14 protein-coding genes are annotated in these 19,569 nt (G+C 38.9%); 13 read left to right on the top strand and 1 reads right to left on the bottom strand.

Annotated elements, in window-relative coordinates; all coding sequences use genetic code 11:
- Positions 1 to 32: 32 nt before the first annotated feature.
- The 12 genes from mutL to QCD85_RS06755 all read left to right on the top strand — a co-directional run bounded on the left by mutL (position 33) and on the right by QCD85_RS06755 (position 16,819).
- Positions 33 to 2,195 (top strand): DNA mismatch repair endonuclease MutL, encoded by a 2,163-nt coding sequence (gene mutL, locus QCD85_RS06810; protein ID WP_301262070.1) that lies wholly within the window; start codon positions 33 to 35, stop codon positions 2,193 to 2,195.
- Positions 2,196 to 2,332: 137 nt separating this feature from the next.
- Entirely contained in the window at positions 2,333 to 3,106 is a 774-nt protein-coding gene (locus tag QCD85_RS06805; RefSeq protein ID WP_301262069.1) for a class I SAM-dependent methyltransferase, read from the top strand.
- Positions 3,103 to 4,080: a tRNA (adenosine(37)-N6)-dimethylallyltransferase MiaA gene (miaA, locus tag QCD85_RS06800; RefSeq protein WP_273612673.1), complete on the top strand. Its 978-nt coding sequence runs from the start codon at positions 3,103 to 3,105 to the stop codon at positions 4,078 to 4,080. Before QCD85_RS06805 ends, miaA begins: the two co-directional genes overlap by 4 nt.
- An 84-nt stretch (positions 4,081 to 4,164) precedes the next feature.
- Positions 4,165 to 4,404, top strand: coding sequence for an RNA chaperone Hfq (gene hfq / locus QCD85_RS06795; protein WP_204823750.1), 240 nt, complete (start codon positions 4,165 to 4,167; stop codon positions 4,402 to 4,404).
- Positions 4,405 to 4,588: 184 nt separating this feature from the next.
- A complete protein-coding gene (locus QCD85_RS06790; RefSeq protein ID WP_301262068.1) occupies positions 4,589 to 7,213 on the top strand; it encodes a PBP1A family penicillin-binding protein in 2,625 nt (874 codons plus the stop codon).
- Positions 7,214 to 7,318: 105 nt separating this feature from the next.
- Positions 7,319 to 7,867, top strand: a complete 549-nt coding sequence (locus QCD85_RS06785) for a DUF402 domain-containing protein (protein WP_069326045.1) — start codon at positions 7,319 to 7,321, stop codon at positions 7,865 to 7,867.
- Positions 7,868 to 7,967: 100 nt separating this feature from the next.
- On the top strand, positions 7,968 to 9,254 hold the full coding sequence (gene hflX / locus QCD85_RS06780; RefSeq protein WP_301262067.1) for a GTPase HflX: 1,287 nt from the start codon (positions 7,968 to 7,970) through the stop codon (positions 9,252 to 9,254).
- 211 nt (positions 9,255 to 9,465) lie between these two features.
- Positions 9,466 to 10,719 carry a methionine gamma-lyase family protein gene (locus QCD85_RS06775; RefSeq protein ID WP_301262066.1) on the top strand — a complete coding sequence of 418 codons (1,254 nt, stop codon included), beginning with the start codon at positions 9,466 to 9,468 and terminating at the stop codon, positions 10,717 to 10,719.
- A gap of 209 nt (positions 10,720 to 10,928) precedes the next feature.
- A complete protein-coding gene (locus tag QCD85_RS06770) occupies positions 10,929 to 11,342 on the top strand; it encodes a MerR family transcriptional regulator (protein ID WP_017812459.1) in 414 nt (137 codons plus the stop codon).
- Between the two features lie 24 nt (positions 11,343 to 11,366).
- Positions 11,367 to 12,704: a type I glutamate--ammonia ligase gene (gene glnA, locus QCD85_RS06765; RefSeq protein WP_273612669.1), complete on the top strand. Its 1,338-nt coding sequence runs from the start codon at positions 11,367 to 11,369 to the stop codon at positions 12,702 to 12,704.
- A gap of 438 nt (positions 12,705 to 13,142) precedes the next feature.
- Positions 13,143 to 14,207, top strand: coding sequence for a hypothetical protein (locus tag QCD85_RS06760; RefSeq protein ID WP_301262065.1), 1,065 nt, complete (start codon positions 13,143 to 13,145; stop codon positions 14,205 to 14,207).
- 500 nt (positions 14,208 to 14,707) lie between these two features.
- The gene (locus QCD85_RS06755) at positions 14,708 to 16,819 is read left to right on the top strand and encodes a CBM35 domain-containing protein (RefSeq protein WP_301262064.1); all 2,112 of its coding nucleotides are present in this window, start codon (positions 14,708 to 14,710) and stop codon (positions 16,817 to 16,819) included.
- Between the two features lie 97 nt (positions 16,820 to 16,916).
- On the opposite strand, the gene QCD85_RS06750 is transcribed toward QCD85_RS06755, so the two are convergent.
- Positions 16,917 to 17,870: an AraC family transcriptional regulator gene (locus QCD85_RS06750; protein ID WP_301262063.1), complete on the bottom strand. Its 954-nt coding sequence runs from the start codon at positions 17,868 to 17,870 to the stop codon at positions 16,917 to 16,919.
- A gap of 260 nt (positions 17,871 to 18,130) precedes the next feature.
- On the opposite strand from QCD85_RS06750, the gene QCD85_RS06745 reads away from it, so the two are divergent.
- Positions 18,131 to 19,528 carry an MFS transporter gene (locus QCD85_RS06745; protein WP_273612665.1) on the top strand — a complete coding sequence of 466 codons (1,398 nt, stop codon included), beginning with the start codon at positions 18,131 to 18,133 and terminating at the stop codon, positions 19,526 to 19,528.
- Positions 19,529 to 19,569: the final 41 nt, after the last annotated feature.

Raw genomic sequence — 19,569 nt, 5'->3', positions numbered from 1 at the left:
ACGAAATGAAATGATGGAAGGAGGAATTATAGATGGGTCAAATTCGTGTGTTAGATGAACATATTGCTAATCAGATTGCCGCAGGGGAAGTTGTAGAACGCCCAGCTTCTGTTGTAAAAGAATTGGTTGAGAACGCCATAGATGCTAAGTCTAGTCGTATTGATGTTCATATTGGCGAAGGTGGACTTGAATATATTCGTGTGCAAGATAATGGGCAAGGGATCGCCGCAGATGATTGTGAGACTGCCTTTTATCGTCATGCCACAAGTAAATTAACCGATGACCGTGATCTATATCAAATTACAAGTCTAGGCTTTCGTGGTGAAGCTTTACCGAGTATTGCGGCTGTATCCAAAGTAGAATTGCTATCCAGTGCTACAGATGATGGTGCAGGAAGACGGTTAGTGATTGAAGGTGGCACACTCAAAGTCAATGAAGATGAAGCGGCGCCGCGTGGTACAGATTTTCGTGTAAATTCATTATTTTATAACACACCGGCACGATTGAAATATATGAAAACAGTTCAAACCGAACTTGGACATATCTCTGATGTTATGTACCGGATGTCGCTGGCTCATCCTGAAATTGCTTTTACGTTTCGACACAATGGCAATCTGTTGCTTCAGACGCCGGGCACAGGCGATATGCTACAAGTGATTGCGGCAGTCTATGGTACTTCAGCTGCCAAAATGGTATTGCCATTAGAAGGTGAAAATCTGGATTATCAGATTGGTGGTTATATAGGACGACCTGAAATTGCCAAATCTAGTCGCAATGCGATGTCTATTGTAGTGAATGGCCGGTATATTCGCAATTATGCAGTCAATCAAGCGATTTTGCGTGCATATCATACATTATTGCCTATTAATCGGTATCCATTAGCTGTATTGCAATTAACGATGCATCCTTCATTAGTAGATGTGAATGTACATCCATCCAAAATGGAAGTGCGTTTTAGTAAAGAAGCCGAATTAATGTTGTTTGTAGAAGAAGCGATTCGTCAGACATTGCGTAAAGAGATTTTGATTCCGCATGCAACCAAGCAGACGATTAAGCGTGGCAATAGTGAATCGATTATACAAGAGCAATTTAATTTTACCAAAGCACCTGTGGAATACTTGGAACCGCAAAAAAATAATCATAATCCAAGCCATAGTTCAAGCGAATTGGGTGATCTGGATGCACCGTATATTCCGCCATTTACAGATGCAGATCTACCACCAGAATCTAAAATTCAGTCTCCTTCTGTTTCAAATGAAGAAGATATAACGTATAAGAAAAAGGAACAACCTATTGCACCACACGTACAGGAAGACAGAAAAGAGTTACCACCTGTTCAAGCTACATCATCTAATAAAGCCAGCTCGTCTGTTTTAGATCAGCCGTCTTATGCGCCGCCTGCTTATACGGCTCCGATCCAGACACAGCCTGCTGAGCAAATTCAAGAACACAGTCACACAGCGCAATATCAGAAACAGAATGCAACAGCTTCCAAAAGTACGGCTAGTTCATCTGCAAGACAAGCACCACAACGACCCAATTATAACAACAATAACAATCGTAATTTTAGTGCGGAATTGTTATATGGCACTGCTGAAGAACCAGAAATTCCGCAATTTCCAGATATGACTTTGATCGGTCAGCATCATGGTACGTATCTGGTCGCTCAAAATAACGAAGGATTATTTCTGATTGATCAGCATGCGGCCCATGAACGAATTAATTACGAATTTTATTATGAAAAATTCGGTCGCCCTGAAGAGGTATCGCAAGAACTGTTGTTGCCAATTACACTTGAATTTACTTTAGCAGAAGCCAATAAGCTGAAAGACCGATTGCATTGGTTTGAGCGGGTAGGGGTGTATTTAGAGCATTTTGGTGGTCAGACATTTCGAGTAACAGCTTATCCATACTGGCTTCCTAAAGGCGAAGAACAACAAGTTATAGAAGAGATGGCAGAATGGGTGCTTAGTGAACGAGCGATTGATCTAGCGAAGTTACGGGAGCAAGCTTCTACATTGTGTTCTTGCAAAGCTTCTATCAAAGCCAATCAAAAGCTAACCGAGGCTGAAGCACAATCGTTACTGGATCGTCTGGCGACCTGTCGTCAGCCATATACATGTCCTCATGGACGTCCAATAGTGGTTTCTTTTTCTTCGTATGACCTGGAAAAAATGTTCAAACGTGTGATGTAATGCAGAGTTATGGTATTATGGCATACAATAACTAGAATGATTTGTATGATGCATATACTCATACTGAACAATCTGGAAGTGCATTCTAAAGTGAATGTAGATTTGTATTTTTAAATGCTGGAATGGAGAAGAACAGAATGATGATTACAACTGGCGATGATGCCGCAACTTATACAATCCAGCGTGCACAAAAGCTGGCGGCAGAATTTGCTGTTCCTTATATTAAGCGTGCAGGGCGCTCTATCCCCAAGCTAGCCTCTACCTATAATGAGACTGATTTTATCGTACTGGTCGAGCAAGAAGTGCGGATTATGCGTCCAGATGAGCCTATTATGCAGTTTCACCCTAGCATGGCGTACGTTAGAGCCAAACGCTTGCTCAAAGGGGAAGCAGACCCGATGATCACTCACTCGCTGATAGAGCCTGGAGATCATGTGATCGATTGTACAGCAGGACTAGGATCGGATTCTCTTGTATTTTCACTTTATACAGGTGAGCAGGGAAAAGTAGTGGCATTAGAAAGTTCGATGCCGCTTGCAGCTTTGCTGACTGAAGGACTTCGAAGTCATGTAACGGCTCTCGAAGCTGTTAATGAAGCGATGCGTAGAATCGAAGTGATTCAGCAAGATCATGTGACGTATTTAAGCAACCAACCCGATAAAAGTGTAGATGTGATTTATTTCGATCCGATGTTTCGTGAAGCGGTACATCAGTCGGCTGCGATCGCACCTTTACGAGGATTTTCCAATCATAATGCGTTAACAGAAGAAGCGGTTAAGCAAGCGATTCGAGTCGCTCGTAAGTCTGTTCTGCTCAAAGAAAAATGGGATAGTCCAGAATATGAACGACTTGGATTTAAGCGAATACAGCGCAAAACATCAAAAATTGAATACGGAGTGATTTATCCATGACCCAAACGGTTAAAAAACCAAGGCTACTGGTCCTAATGGGTCCAACAGCTGTTGGTAAAACTGGAATCAGTATAGAAATTGCCAAAACATTTGGCTGCGAAATTATTTCAGGTGATTCCATGCAGGTCTACCGTGGTATGGATATTGGGACAGCCAAAATCAAACCGGAAGAAATGCAAGGAATTCCTCATCACTTGATCAATATTCATGATCCTCAAGAATCCTTTTCAGTGGCTGAATTTCAACAGCGTTGTCGCAAATTGATTCCAGAGATAACAGCTAGAGGGAATCTTCCTTTTATTGTAGGGGGAACCGGGTTGTATATAGAATCAGTATGTTTCGAATTTGAATTTAGCGAAAATGGAGCTGATGAAGCATTTCGTCAGGAACAGGCGGCGTATGCGGAGGAACATGGCGCTCAAGCGCTCCATGACCGCCTAGCAGAGATTGATCCACCTTCCGCCAAACGATTGCATCCTAATGACCAAAGACGCGTAATTCGCGCTCTGGAAGTGTATCATATGACAGGAGTCAAACTTTCCGATCAATTATCGGGGCAAAATAAGCAATCTCCTTATGAGTTATGTTTTGTAGGTTTGACAATGGATAGGGAAATGCTATATAAACGTATTGAAGCCCGTATAGACCAGATGCTAGAAGAAGGGCTGGTTGAAGAGGTAAGAAACCTTTTGAATCAAGGGTATACCCCCGGAATGGTCGCAATGCAGGGGCTAGGATACAAAGAGATTGCTGCTCATCTTGCAGGTCATGTATCGCTTCAAGAAGCAGTAGTCCTGCTGAAAAGAGATACACGTCGTTTTGCAAAAAGACAGCTTTCCTGGTTCCGTCATATGAATAATATTCATTGGGTTGATGTTAGCGATGTGGACAGAAGCGACGAACATACCCGTGAAGTTCATAATATCATAGCAGGAACATTCCCTGCGGATATGGAATATACATCAACAACCTAAAAACATTGATTACACTGAGATTACATTCTTACATGAATTGAGCATTTTCAATGCTGAATTAATAATCACTTGGGGGTACGGCTAATGAATAAGTCTATTAATATTCAAGATACGTTTCTAAATCAATTGCGTAAGGAAAATATTCCAGTGACTGTTTATCTCGTCAACGGTTTTCAAATTCGTGGTACGATCAAAGCTTTTGATAACTTTACCATTATGGTGGATAGCGATGGACGTCAGCAAATGATCTACAAACATGCTGTATCTACATTTACACCATCACGTAACGTATCCCTAATGCAGGATAATCAAAGCGACAACTAACATTAAAATGAAACTTTTTATGCTTCAACATCGTCTAACTATAGGACAAAGAATCGGACAACCTGTTCTATAGGTTGTTCTTTTCTTTCTAGCGTTAGGCATCACAGAACGACGTCTATACTTCAAAATCATTTGCTGTATAAATGATGTAAATTGTTTTACTGAAAGGGAGTCAGAACGAAAAATGCCAAGACAGCAGCTATCCCGCAGTGACAAAAGTAAGCCGGAAACAAGAACAAGACCGGGACAGTCCAAGCCAACACCAAAAAAGAAAAAGAAAAAAATAACAGGTAAACGTGTATTTTGGACATTATTTATTGTCGCTGCTTTGGGCGTATTTTGTGCACTAGCCGGTTACATGTTTATTATGGTAAGTGGAGAAAAAATCTATCAACAAAATATTAATAAATTAGCGATTAACGGCCCTACACAAATCTTTGATCGCAACGGCACATTGATTCAAGAACGCTCTGTAAGGACAGGTGACCCTGTACAATACGATGAAATTCCGAAATTGCTTGTCGATGCTTTTGTAGCAACGGAAGATCGTCGCTTTTTTGAACATCAGGGTGTAGATATTTGGTCAATCGGTCGTGCAGCTGTTCGTGACGTTGTAGCACGTTCTGCTGTAGAAGGCGGAAGTACGATTACACAGCAGTTAGCGAAAAACGTATTTTTGAATGATGACAAAACGTTTTTCCGTAAAGCAACAGAATTATCAATTGCTTTAGCGATAGAACGCAAAATGACCAAAGAAGAAATTATTACAACGTATTTAAACCGTATTTTCTTCGGTAAAGGTGCTTACGGAATCAAAGAAGCATCAGAAACGTACTTTGGTGTAACAGACTTGAACAAATTAAAAGTATGGCAAATTGCTACACTTGCAGGTCTACCTAAAGCTCCATCACGTTACAATCCACAATCGAATCCTGATCTATCGAAAGAACGTCGTGGCGTTGTACTGCAATTGATGGCAGATCAAGGGTACATTACACAAGCAGAAGCTAAAGAAGCAGCCGCAGTGGATTATAAATACAATTCTTCTGCCAATGATAAAGATAAAAACTATGAAGCATTTATAGAATATGCTATGCAAGAAGCAGAAGATGTAACAGGTTTAACATCGGATGATTTGAACCGTGGTGGATATAAAATCTACACGACCATGGATGCCAAAGCTCAACAGAACTTGGAGACTTCGTTTAAAAATAACGATCTCTTTGAAAAAAGTTCAGATGATGTACCTGTTCAAGGATCAATGGTTATCGTCAACAATGATACCGCAGGTATTGTAGCGTTACTCGGTGGACGTAACTACAACACAGGTAATTTCAGTCGTGTGACTAGCCGTAGACAGCCAGGTTCAGCATTCAAACCTATTATTTCTTATGCACCTGCATTGGAATCAGGTAAATTCAATCCTAATTCATTATTAAGTAATGAAAAGCAATGTTTTGGCAATTACTGTCCAACGAACTTGCATGGATATTCATCTACAGTGACGATGGATGAAGCGATTCAAGATTCGATTAATATTCCAGCAGTATGGACACTGAATCAGATTGGTATTGATTCAGGGCTTGCTTTTGCTAAATCGGTAGGATTCTCGTTAACAGATCAAGATCGCAATTTAGCGCTTGCGCTAGGTGGATTAAGCACAGGAACGAATACGTTAGAGATGGCACAAGCGTATCGTACATTTGCAGATGGAGGAACGTATACTCCTGCTTATGCTGTGAAAAGTATTGTCGATAGTGGTGGCGATGAAATTTACAAAAACAAAGCAGATACTTCGCAAGTCATGAGCAAACAAACAGCGAATGAAATGACTCAAATGTTACAAGATGTTGTTAATGATGGTACAGGTAAACGTGCTCAAATTAACCGTCCTGTAGCAGGTAAAACAGGTACAACTCAGCATGGTATCGAAGGATTCAGAAGTAGTGCGAACCGTGATGCTTGGTTTGTCGGTTATACCAAAGAGTGGACAGCCGCTGTATGGATGGGATATGACAAGCCAGACCGTACTCATTTATTGAATGAAAGTAGTGGAATGGCAGCAGCGATGTTTGCAGCGGTTATGGGGCCTTCACTTGAAGGATATCCAGTACAGCAATTTGAAGCTCCTACACCAAGTGCTCCTGTAGAACAACCGGTGGAAGAAGAACCGGAACCGGAAGTATCTGCTGTAAGCGGTATGGCTGCTTCTTATGATAAAGATAATCAAGTGGTTGCTTTATCTTGGAAAGCTTTAGAAAATGCTAGCTCGTATACTGTTTATCGTAAAGGTAGCGGAGATGGTCAATTTACCGCGATATCTAGCGGATTAAGTGATACTTCTGCTCAAGATAGCAGTGCGGCACCTGGACAAACGTATGAGTATTATGTAACAGCTACGATGAAAGATGGATCACAATCGGATGCGTCAGATACGGTTCAGATTAAAGTTGATGAAGCAACAGAGACCCCTGCTGAACCTGAAGAAAATCCAGAAGGTGGTGTAGTGCCGCCAGAAGGTGAACCGACGACTCCACCAACAGGTGAAGAAGTACCGGGTACAGACAATGGTACAGGAACGGATCAGGGCACAGGCACAACACCAACAGATCCGAATACTGATCAAGGTACAGTTCCACCGGATGGAGGAACAACAACACCTGACGGTAGTACAGATAGTGGTCAAAATGGAACAACAACACCAGCCACTCCTGACACCACAACACCAGGCACAACTACAGATCCAGCAGCAGGAACAACCGAGGGAACAACATCACCACCGACGACTGCACCACCGTCTACCCCTTAAATCGGTTATCAGAAAAGCCTCCAGTGATATAATTGGAGGCTTTTTTTGAGTGCGTGGCGCAAATATGCTATTCTGAAGTTACTTTGTTGGGAAAGGGATACTTCCATGAAACGTAAATTTGCGGATCGAGCGAACTGGCGGAGAGTGATTCAACGTAATTACTCTAGACGCTATGTAAACAATAGTTTATTTACAGGGTATGTCACGCTGTACCGTATGAATCGTTTACGTGAACCCTTATATAAAATATATGGTGGACGACGATTCTGTATTGCAGCAGCAGGTTATTCGTGGATGCAATATTATCCAGAACATGCGAACTATGTAGTCACTGCAATGTTTGATGATAAACGTGAAATTATAGAGTGGTATATCGATATTTGCAAAACACAAGGATTAACCGATCAAGGAGTACCATGGTTTGATGATCTTTATCTGGATATCGTTGTTATGAAAGACGGACAAGTTTTTTTATTGGATGAAGATGAGTTAGATGATGCTCTGCGTAGACAGATCATTACAGATCAAGATTATGAGTTAGCACAGCATACTGCACAAAAATTACTAGTACAGATTGATGCGCATGCTTTTCCATTATTTACATTATCGATCAAGCATCGGCAAAGCTTATTTGGAAAAGATAGTAATTCATGATTCCATACCAAAAAGTGTGAGAAGTATGTTAACATGACAAGTATAAGACTTCACGATACAAGCAAGAAGTAGGTAAGATTACAAGGAGCGGGATATACAAATGAAAAACGAAACTCACGGTGTAGAAATAGAGATTCAACCTAGAGCTATTCTAGTAAGCTTAGTCACACAAAATGACAAACGTGCAGGCGTTAATGCAGATGGCTCTATGCAAGAATTAGTCAGCCTTGCTAAAACTGCAGGTGTTGAAGTACTAGAGCAAGTAATCCAGAATAAAGAAAAACCTGATTTTAGATGGTTTATTGGTAAAGGTAAAGTAGAAGAAATCCGTATTTTGATGGATTCTTTAGACGGGAATAGTGTTATTTTTGATCAGGAATTATCAGGAGCTCAAGTACGTAATTTAGAAGCTGCTTTAGATGCAAAAATTATTGACCGTACCCAGTTAATTTTGGACATCTTTGCACAACGTGCCAAAACGCGTGAAGGTATTATCCAAGTTGAACTTGCTCAGCACAGTTATCTGTTGCCACGTCTATCAGGACAGGGAAGCAACTTATCTCGTCTAGGTGGGGGTATTGGTACAAGAGGTCCGGGTGAAAGCAAGCTAGAAACAGATCGCCGTCATATTCGTACGCGTATTACTGACTTGAAGCGCCAGCTTGAAGAAGTGACACGTCACCGTACATTGTACCGTGAGCGTCGTAAAAAGTCTGGTGCTGTACAAGTTGCTTTGGTCGGTTATACCAATGCAGGGAAATCGACATTGCTCAAGCAGTTAACCGATGCAGATGTGTATATTCAGGATCAGCTATTTGCTACGCTAGATCCAACATCACGCAATTTAGATCTTCCTGGTGGTAAAACAGTCGTTCTAACCGATACTGTAGGTTTTATTCAAAATCTACCCCATGATCTAATTGCGGCATTCCGAGCAACTCTTGAGGAAGTAAATGAAGCGGACTTGATCTTACATGTAGTCGATGCTTCTTCTGAAATGAGAGATGAGCAGATGAAAGTAGTCGATGATCTTCTGCAAGAATTAGGTTCTAACGATAAGCAACATGTTGTTTTATATAACAAAACCGATCTGTGTACACCGGAACAGTTAGAAATGTTACCCGATGATGAGACTCATATGCGCATTAGTGCTTACAAAGAAAGTGATCTTGAACGCATTTTGAATGTTATTCAAGATCAATTAGCTGGAGGCATCAAAACGTATCGTATTCCGGCAGAACGTGGTGATCTTATTTCACAGCTCTATCAGTTCAGTAGTGTACTGGAACAAGAGTACGAAGAAAACGATGCTTTAATCAAAGTCGAAATTAATGCTGTTGACTATGAAAAGTACGGTTATCGCTTACAAGAATATGAAATAAAGTGACAAAATTACGACAATTGTATAATAGACTTTCCTTCATCCTACCGTTACGTGTAAAATATGAAGCGCGAAAGTTTACATTTTAAATGTTTATATTGTGGATTTCGGACGTCAACGGTAGTCAATGCTATCGCTAATCAACAATTGGATATAAATTTGTGGAAGCCTGCCAGAGATTATTACGGCGGGCTATCACTATGGGGAGAGACAAGGTATGGCAGTTTTTGATACACAGATTCAACAATGGTCAGAACAAGCACAACAACTTATCGGACAAGCAGTGCAAGCAGTCGATCAGATTGTAGATGCCAACCAATGGAAAGTTATAGAAGCTTTTCAAAAATATCGGGTTAGTGATTATCACTTTGCAGGTTCGACTGGCTATGCGTACAATGATAGAGGTAGGGAAGTTTTAGAAAGTGTATATGCTGAAGTATTTGGTAGCGAAGCAGCTCTAGTGAGACCTCATTTTGCTTCTGGAACGCACACGATTGCGACAGCAATGTTCGGTATTTTGCGTCCGGGCGATGAATTACTTTACATTACAGGTAGACCTTATGATACGTTACATAAAGTCATTGGCAAGCCGGGAGATGGAACAGGATCTTTAGCTGATTTTGGTATTACGTATCAAGAAGCAGCTTTGGATGAAGCAGGGCAAATAGATTGGGCGACCGTCAAATCGCTTGTTCATAGTAAAACCAAAATGATCGGAATTCAGCGTTCGCGTGGATACGATTGGCGTGCTTCTTTTACTATAGAAGACATAGAAGCAATGGTTGTTCAGATTCGTGAAATCTGTCCGCAAGCTGTTATTTTTGTAGATAACTGTTATGGCGAATTTACAGAAACTCGTGAACCTACCGATGTTGGAGTCGACTTGATGGCAGGTTCTTTGATTAAAAATCCAGGCGGAGGCTTAGCGGAAACAGGTGGTTATATCTGTGGTAAGCAAAAGTACGTTGATCTGGCAGCTTATCGTCTAACAGCACCGGGTATCGGTGGCGAAGTAGGAGCAATGTTAGGTACAACTCGCAGTATATATCAAGGGCTATATATGGCTCCTACAATTGTAGGGCAAGCGGTCAAAGGAAGTATTTATGCGGCCGCTATGTTTGAATTGGCTGGCTTCAATAGCAAACCAGCATGGCAGGAGAAACGTACCGATCTCATTCAAGCCGTTTCTTTCAAAGATGAACATCAACTGATTGCTTTTGTACAGGGTATTCAGCGTGCAGCCGCGGTAGACAGCCATGTAGTACCAGAACCGTGGGATATGCCAGGATATGATCATCCAGTCATTATGGCGGCAGGTACATTTATTCAAGGTGGCAGTCTGGAATTATCCGCAGATGCTCCGATTCGTGCACCTTACATTGGATACATGCAAGGTGGACTGACCTTTTCTCATGTGAAGCTAGGTGTATTAATGGCGTTACAGACGATGCATGAGCGCGGCTTGCTATAACCTATTTCAATATCAAGCAAATGTAAAATACTAAAGACTTCTTCAAGAAGTTCGTAAAATATCACTTATTTAAAGTGCTATTATCATGAGTATGTTAGTGTTTTATAAAATTATTGTAAGTTAAGTTAACATGTTATTGACGCTTTATATCAGGATATGTACAATAGGTAACAGAATAGTGAATAGATTAGTGGAAGGTTGATGAATATATGGGTGATGAAATTCGGAGAAATATGGCGCTGTTCCCTATAGGGATTGTTATGAAATTGACGGATTTGTCTGCAAGACAGATTCGCTATTATGAACAGCATAATTTGATCGTACCTGCACGCACGTCAGGTAATCAGCGTTTATTCTCTTTTAATGATGTAGAACGTTTACTTGAAATTAAAGCTTTGATTGAAAAAGGTGTGAATATCGCTGGTATCAAGCAAGTGATGAATCCGGTATCGAAAGAATCAGAAGAAGCTACTGTGATCACAGCAGATACAGAAGAACGTCGTAGGGAATTGTCAGATTCCCAACTTCATCGTATGCTTAAGCAGCAGCTTGTCACAGGCAAACGCCCGGGACAAGTATCGCTTATCCAAGGGGAATTATCCCGATTCTTTAACAAAAAATAAATAGCGTAAAGAGGAGAGGGTAGCGTGAGTTACAAAAGTTATACAAGAGAAGACATTTCGCGCATAGCGAAAGAGGAAAATGTACGATTTATCCGTCTGCAATTCACCGATTTGATGGGCACAATCAAAAACGTGGAAATTCCAGTAAGTCAATTGGAAAAAGCATTGGATAACAAAATGATGTTTGATGGTTCTTCAATCGAAGGTTATGTACGTATTGAAGAATCAGATATGTATCTGTATCCTGATCTAGACACTTGGGTTATTTTCCCTTGGGTAACAGAGAATCGTGTAGCACGACTGATTTGTGATGTTTACATGCCAGATGGTACACCATTCGCAGGAGATCCGCGCGGTATTTTGAAGCGCAATCTAAAAGAAGCAGAAGCACTAGGATTTACAGCAATGAATGTAGGACCGGAGCCTGAATTCTTCTTGTTCCGTACTGATGCAAATGGTAACCCTACAGACGAATTGAATGATCAGGGTGGATATTTTGACTTAGCTCCTATGGATCTAGGTGAAAACTGTCGTCGTGAGATCGTAATTACACTTGAAGAAATGGGCTTTGAAGTTGAAGCGTCTCATCATGAAGTGGCTCCAGGGCAACATGAGATCGATTTCAAATACACCAATGCGCTTCAGGCAGCAGATCAAATTCAAACGTTCAAATTAGTAGTTAAAACGATCGCTCGTCAACATGGACTCCATGCTACATTTATGCCTAAGCCTTTATTTGGTATGAATGGATCAGGTATGCACTGTCACCAATCGTTGTTCCAGGGCGATGTGAATGCTTTTTATGAAGAAAGTGATGAGTTGGGTCTAAGCCAAACAGCACGTTATTATATGGCAGGTATTCTGAAGCATGCTCGTTCAATGGCTGCTATCACGAATCCTACGGTGAACTCTTACAAACGTCTTGTACCGGGTTATGAGGCACCTTGCTATGTAGCTTGGTCTGCAAGTAACCGTAGCCCAATGATCCGTATCCCGGCTTCTCGTGGTCTGAGTACACGTATCGAAGTTCGTAATCCAGATCCAACTGCTAACCCGTACCTTGTTTTAGCGGTAATGTTAAAAGCAGGTCTTGATGGTATCGAGCGTAAGTTGAACTTGCCAAAACCAGTAGATCGTAATATCTATGTGATGTCTGAAGACGAGCGTATTGACGAAGGTATTCCTAGTCTTCCAGGCGACTTGAAAGAAGCATTGCACGAATTATTGCGTGACGAGATCGTTGTCTCTGCACTTGGCGAACATGCTCTTGCTCATTTCTATGAGTTGAAAGAAATTGAGTGGGATATGTACCGTACTCAAGTGCACCAATGGGAACGTGACCAGTACTTGACGATGTATTAATAAATATAAATCTAGCTACAGTAATAGTTTATACATTTCGTATATCTTTGCTGTAGCTAGATTTATTATTTCAAATGTAATCTTACAACTACATAGTAATCATAGAAAAACTATTCAGTTTATTGATTTAATATATTTATAGTTGTATTATTCATTTCTCATAACACTTTTATTAATTAGACTAAAAAATCATGAATATATATTTTGTTTTATAAACTTATAATTATATTAAGATTGATTCTAGTTCTTTTTAAAGTCTCTTTAAAGGTTCAAATGTAATCTCGATTTTAATAATCATAAGAAGTAAGCAAGAATGCCAAAGATAGATTAAATAACTTTATTTTTTGAGTTAGATTTTAATTATAATAAATAATTGTATTTGTAATAAAATGATTTGAAATTTGTAGTAATCTAGAATGGTAATAAAAGGAGAAAATCATGAAAAAATTTAGTGTTATGTTTTTAACAATTGTAATATTATTTTTAGTATGCGCTCAATCTGTAACTCAAGCATCTACTACTGGAAAAAAAGTTGAGGGAATGCTTGGTTTTTTACCACCTGTTGGTACTAGAGCTAGTGCAAATAGTTCATACCCTGCTTATTTGCCTGAATATGCAATTGATGGAGTAAAAGAACATTATTGGAATTCAGGTTCTTATACTGGTAAATTAGAACTTAAATTTCCTGAACCGATAAAATTAAATTTTTTACATATTACAACAGCTGCTCAACCAGTACGAACAGTGAAATATAAAATATTTGGTATGTCTAATGGAGAATGGACAGAAATTAGTCCTGAAGTAGAGCAGACTTTAAAAGGCACTTTGAGCAGCACACCAGAACCTATTCGAGTAAAAGAAGGTAGCTACGAAGCAATTAGAATTGAAGGTAACGGTGGTTCTTCTTGGTTAGCTATTGATGAAGTTACTTTAGGTGTTTTAGAAAGTATTAAATTGCAAGGTAAAAATAAAGATTTATCATCGGCTGAGTTAAATTGGAATAGTATAGAAGATGCTGATGGTTATAAACTTTACTACGGAGATGCGCCAGGCAATTACACTAAATCGATTGATATTAAGGGGAAAGATATTGGTAGTTATACAATACCTAATCTTGATAAAGAGAAAACATATTATTTTAAAGTTACAGCGGTCTTTCATGAAATTGAGACAGTATCTTCCAATGAAGTTGCTATAAAAATGGGAAATGAACAACCCACAGAGCCTACACAACCTACAGAACCCACGCAACCCACACCAGAAACTCCTTCAGGTGATAGAGCTATACTGGTTGTAACTATGAAAACAGGATTAGAAAAAGAATTCGATCTTAGTATGCAAGAGGTAAATGCTTTCATAAATTGGTACGAAAGAAGAAATTCAGGTGAAGGTTCTTTTTCCTATGCTATTAACAAACATGATAATAACAAAGGCCCATTTAAAGCGAGAAAAGATTATGTACTGTATGATCGTATTTTAATGTTTGAAGTAAATGAATATTAATTATACGATGTATTTAAATATAATATGAGTATGGAAAAGTCGACTTTATCTTAATTATTAAGATAAAGTCGACTTTTATTTATAATAAAAGAATAGATAATATTCATGAGTTAATACAATATTCAAGAGAGTACAAAATTGGTTTCAAAATAGGTATATGCAATTCATTGGTTTTTCTAGTTGAAATAAAATAATCCATATGACCAGAAAAAATTAGATAATAGAAATAAAAAATACTATAAAAATAATAGAGAGATTTTAAAGTTCAGTCTCATTTTTTTATTTACAAAATCACTTACATATCGCCACATCTTATCCAATAAGTCGGTAATTTACACTCTTCCTACGTTTTTTGGAGTTTACTCAGAAATGGAAAACCAATAACCTTATAGTGTAAGTTATAACTTGATCTAATCGAGACCAACGGTGGCCACCGTATTTTGAAAGCGTTCTATTTTGCAGAATTAGTTTCAAAATATGATGAGAAAAGGTGATGAGAATTGAAAAAGTTAGCGGTTTTATTAAGTGGGGCACTTTTACTGACTGTTTTTCCTATTACACCTGCACCCGCTACAGCAGCAGTACCAGCGACATTTACAGTAGATCTAGCTAACCAATATCGACCGGTTACTCATGTAGCTTCTGGTTCATTGTATGGATTAGCCGAAGAAGGTAGACCCGCAGACAATCTAATCGCTCCGACCAAGCCGAAAATGTTTACACAAATGGCTCCAAATGGTGGTCAATTGCCTAATGGTGAAACAACGCCTATTGGCGATGCACTCAAAGTAGCACCGATCGCTGAACGGAATGGAGCGCAAGTGACAATACGGATGCCAGATATTTATCCGAATTTCCCGTATCAATGGGTAAGTTGGGACGATTGGTATCAAAAAGTAGATAGTATTGTAGATGCAAGATTGAAGTCAGGTGCTACAAATATATACGGATATGAATTGTGGAATGAACCCGATGGTACATGGAATACCGGAGCAGCAGGTTCATTTAACGAAGGTTGGAAAAAAACATATTTGCGAGTCAAAGCTAAAGATAAAAACACCAAAATCATAGGACCAAGTATTACTCATTATAACGAAAGCTGGCTGAGAAACTTTTTGACGTATGCAAGAGATAATAATGTATTACCCGATATTATATCTTGGCACGAATTAGGAGCGCCGGAAGGTGAATATTTAGATGGCCCTGCACCCCAGTACATTTCGAATCATATGAAAGCTTATCGTGCTTTGGAAACAGAGCTAGGGATCAAGCATGTACCGATCAGTATTAACGAATATGGAGTCGTATCGGAACAAGCAGTTCCAGGCAATATGACGCGGTATATCGCTCAATTTGAACGTTCTGATGTGGATACAGCGAATATTGCATTTTGGTTCCGTCCAGGTCGTCTAAGCAACCTTGTGACAGACAAAGGAGCAGCTAATGGGGCATGGTGGTTATACAAATGGTATGGTGACATGTCCGGTCAGATGGCGATGACTACACCTGCTAATCCAACGGCTTTGGATCTAGATGGTATTGCTAGTGTAAATAATGCCAAACAACAAGCAGATGTGATCGTAGGCGGAGGAAATGGCAATCGAAATATAGTCGTTAAAGGATTCGCTTCATTACCGTCTTTCTCAGGTAATGCTCATGTCAAAGTAGAAAGCACACCATGGTATGGAGTAGATACCGCAGTAAGTCAACCTACTAATGAATTTGAAGGTGATTTTACGATTGAAAATGGACAGATTTCTGTTCCGCTTAGTCAGTTAAAAGAATCTTCTGCTTATCGATTGGTGATTACTCCGGGCAAGCAATCATCGATCAGTCGTTATGAAGCAGAAAATGCAACTATTGTTTCAGCTAACATTTTTAACAACCCTAATGCTTCTAATCGGAAATATGTTGGTACGATAGACAATCAAGATAGTTCTGTTCAATTTACAGTAAATGCTCCTGTAGCTGGTAATTATAATCTGAAGATTGGATATGCGAATGGTACAAACGCTCAATCTACACAAGAATTAAGTGTCAATAATCAAGCGTCTACAACTATTCAATATCCGACAACAGATGGTTGGTTATCTCAAGGAAATAGCAATACGATTCAGACTTCAGTTTCTTTAAAAGCAGGCAGTAATACTTTGAAATTCAACAAAGGAAAAACAGGTTATGCAGAGCTTGATTATATCCAATTACAACCTGAAGGTGATTTCAAAGTAAGAGTAGAAGCCGAAGATGCTAAAATTAATGATGCGACAGTATCCAGAAGTTCATTTGCTTCTAATCGTCAATTTGTAGGCAAAATAGATAATCCAGATAGTTCTGTATCGTTCTCAGTCTATGCTCCAACAAGTAAAACGTATAATATGGAGATCGGTTATGGTAATGGAACCACAGGAAACTCGACTCACAATCTATCGGTAAACAATCAAGCATCTACTGTTATTACGTATCCAAAAACAGGAGGTTGGATTGCGAATTTACCAAATGTAGGTACACGCCAAATCATGACGGTTCCTGTAACATTGAAGCAGGGAGAAAATACAATCGTATTTAAAAAAGGGACTAGCTATGCAGAACTTGATTATATTGAAGTGAAATAATTTTATTACAACATACAAAAACCTTGTTCACCCTATTCGATAACAGAATAGGAGAGCAAGGTTTTTGATGTGAATTCTTATTGTTATGATTGTTTATCTATTCAGTAAGAAGATGCTTAGGTATAGGAATATCAGGATCTACAGTCACTGTATTGATATAGGTATTTGTGTACGTATCACGGAACTGTGTAGGTGTCATGCCGACGTAATTTTTAAATAACTTCATCATATACTTCTCATCTCGAAAATGTAGTTCATAAGCAATTTCTTTGATCGAAGAATTCGTTGTGCATAATAATTCTTTGACCAGACTGAGCTTGAGTGTATTAATATAACGAATAGTGCTCATACCTAGATTTTTTTTGAATAAGCGGGTTAAATGATCGGCATTAAAGCAGAACGTATCTGCTACTTTCTGTACGGTAAGATCATGATAAATATTCACCCGAATCCATTCTAAAATTTGCATAAACTTCTGATTGTATTCTTTGTGCAATAGTTCATTATGAATAAGAGGTTGTAGGTACTTATCTGTTAATTCGATCATAAGCTCAGTCACCAGATAATCTACAGCATATGTGCTGTAATACGAAGTGTTAGATGTATCCAGAATCTGCTTCATCAAGATAATAGGCTTGTCGAGATAAGGTAATGAAAAGAAGTCAGGTAAGCATACATAAGGATTAATCTCATTTTTCTGTTCCGTAATCATAGTGCCAAACAAATGATTGATAAATTCATCTCCTGATTCTGTTTTGGTAATATCTCGAGGAAAGAAATGTAACCAAAAAAAGCTAGCTCCTGCTGAGGAAGCTTGATAACCAAAATATTCGACATCTGGCTTAATCAATAACACGTCCCCATGCTTAATTTCATACTTTGTTTCTCCAACTTGAAGATAGACAATTTCTTTTAAGCCAATAATGATTTCGTAATCTTTTTCAAGCTTCATTTTTTTGTGTTGCCAGCCTTCATCACTTACAAATTGTCCACATTTAAAATAGGCAAGAGGACGCTCGATATTTATTTTTGAAATCGGTTTGAGCAGCATATGTAATCACTCCTTATCGAAAAGTCAGTTTTGGATAGGAAAAGTCGGATTTGTTAACCCTGTTCACATTAATTATAAATAATCTGCACTTTGAAGGTAGTATAGCACAATTTTATATGGAAATAATTAATTTTTTAAATATCTAAATGAGTCGGAAATAGAAACCTTTCCTACGAAATCCTAAGTTTATCTTCTTTTCGTAAGCGCTTACTATTAGATAAAGAAATCATCACTATTTGATTGAATCAGGAGGTTACATTATGGAGTCTACACCTCAATCTTCGCCAGAGCCTCAAACCACTCTTCTGAATGATAAAGTTCCTTTTCATCGCAGAATTAGTTATGCGCTCACAGATACAGGTGGCAATTTGTTGTACAGCATTATTGGTGCTTACCTGCTTTATTTTTATACCGATGTATTTGGCTTATCGGTTGGAGTAGCAGGTACTTTATTGTTGGTAACACGATTAGTGGATGCCGTGGATGCACCACTATGGGGGATTATTGTCGATCGTACCCGATCCAAGTATGGTCAAAGTCGTCCTTATTTTTTATGGCTGTGTTTTCCTTTTGCAGTATTTACAGTATTGACGTTTACCACTCCAAACTTGGATGGGACATGGAAAGTCGTTTATGCAGCGGTTACCTATATTTTAGCAGGGATAGCCTATACCGGAATTTCAACACCGATCACTTCGATTTTGCCAAATTTGAGTAGAAATACCGATGAGCGAGTAGTGTTGAACTCATTTCGGATGGTAGGTGGAAATGTTGGTAATTTTGCAGCAGTCACATTTACTTTGCCATTAGTTGCTTTTTTCGGAGCAGGTAATGATCAGAAAGGATTTTTTTGGACACTTTGCGTATTCGGGATAGTATCTATCATTATGTTTTTGATTGCTTTTGCTGATCTCAAAGAAATCAATACCGAAAAGATCAAAACGATTCCATTCAAATCAAGCTTTAAAGCGATGAAAGGTAACTGGCCTTGGATTATTTTAGTAATCGCTAATCTATTGTTCTGGATCGCTTTAACGATTCGTACCTCTACATTAGTCTATTACTTTGAATACAATATCGGTCATAAAGAGTTAGTGCCATTGATTAACGGAATTTCAGTCATTCAAGTGATTGGTATGGTATTAATTCCGTTTATCGTGAAATTTTCTAACAAATATTCAACGATGATTTTTGGCTTTGTGTTAGCTGTTTTGGGACAAATCGTACTGTTTTTTGCAGGAGATCATATTAGCTTTTTGATTGTAGGATGGATTATTGCTTGTATTGGATCAGGTATTGCTTGCTCGATGCCTTTTGCAATGCTATCGGACACTGTCGATTATGGCGAATGGAAGTCAGGTCTACGTGGAAGTGGGATTTTAACAGCAATCGGTAGTGCTTTTTGTATCAAAGCAGGTTCAGGATTAGGTGGATTTATTCCTACACAATTTATGTCATCTTTCGGTTATGTGCCTAATGTTGCGCAGAGTACACAATCATTATCAGGTATTCAATTTGTGTTTATCTGGTTGCCTGCTATCGTATTTGCACTAGGAATTATCCCGATGTTGTTTTATCGACGTTTTGAAAAAAATGAAGGTTATATTCGCAGACAGTTGTTAATTAAAGAACACCATGCTGAACCGCAAGTGAAATAAATATTCGGTTTATAGACGATCATAGAGTATCTACCATAGGA

This window comes from Paenibacillus sp. PsM32, from assembly GCF_030433815.1.
Taxonomy (GTDB): domain Bacteria; phylum Bacillota; class Bacilli; order Paenibacillales; family Paenibacillaceae; genus Saccharibacillus; species Saccharibacillus kyungheensis.
Note: the sequence above shows the minus strand (reverse complement) of the source record. Positions and strands in the feature narration are given on the sequence as shown.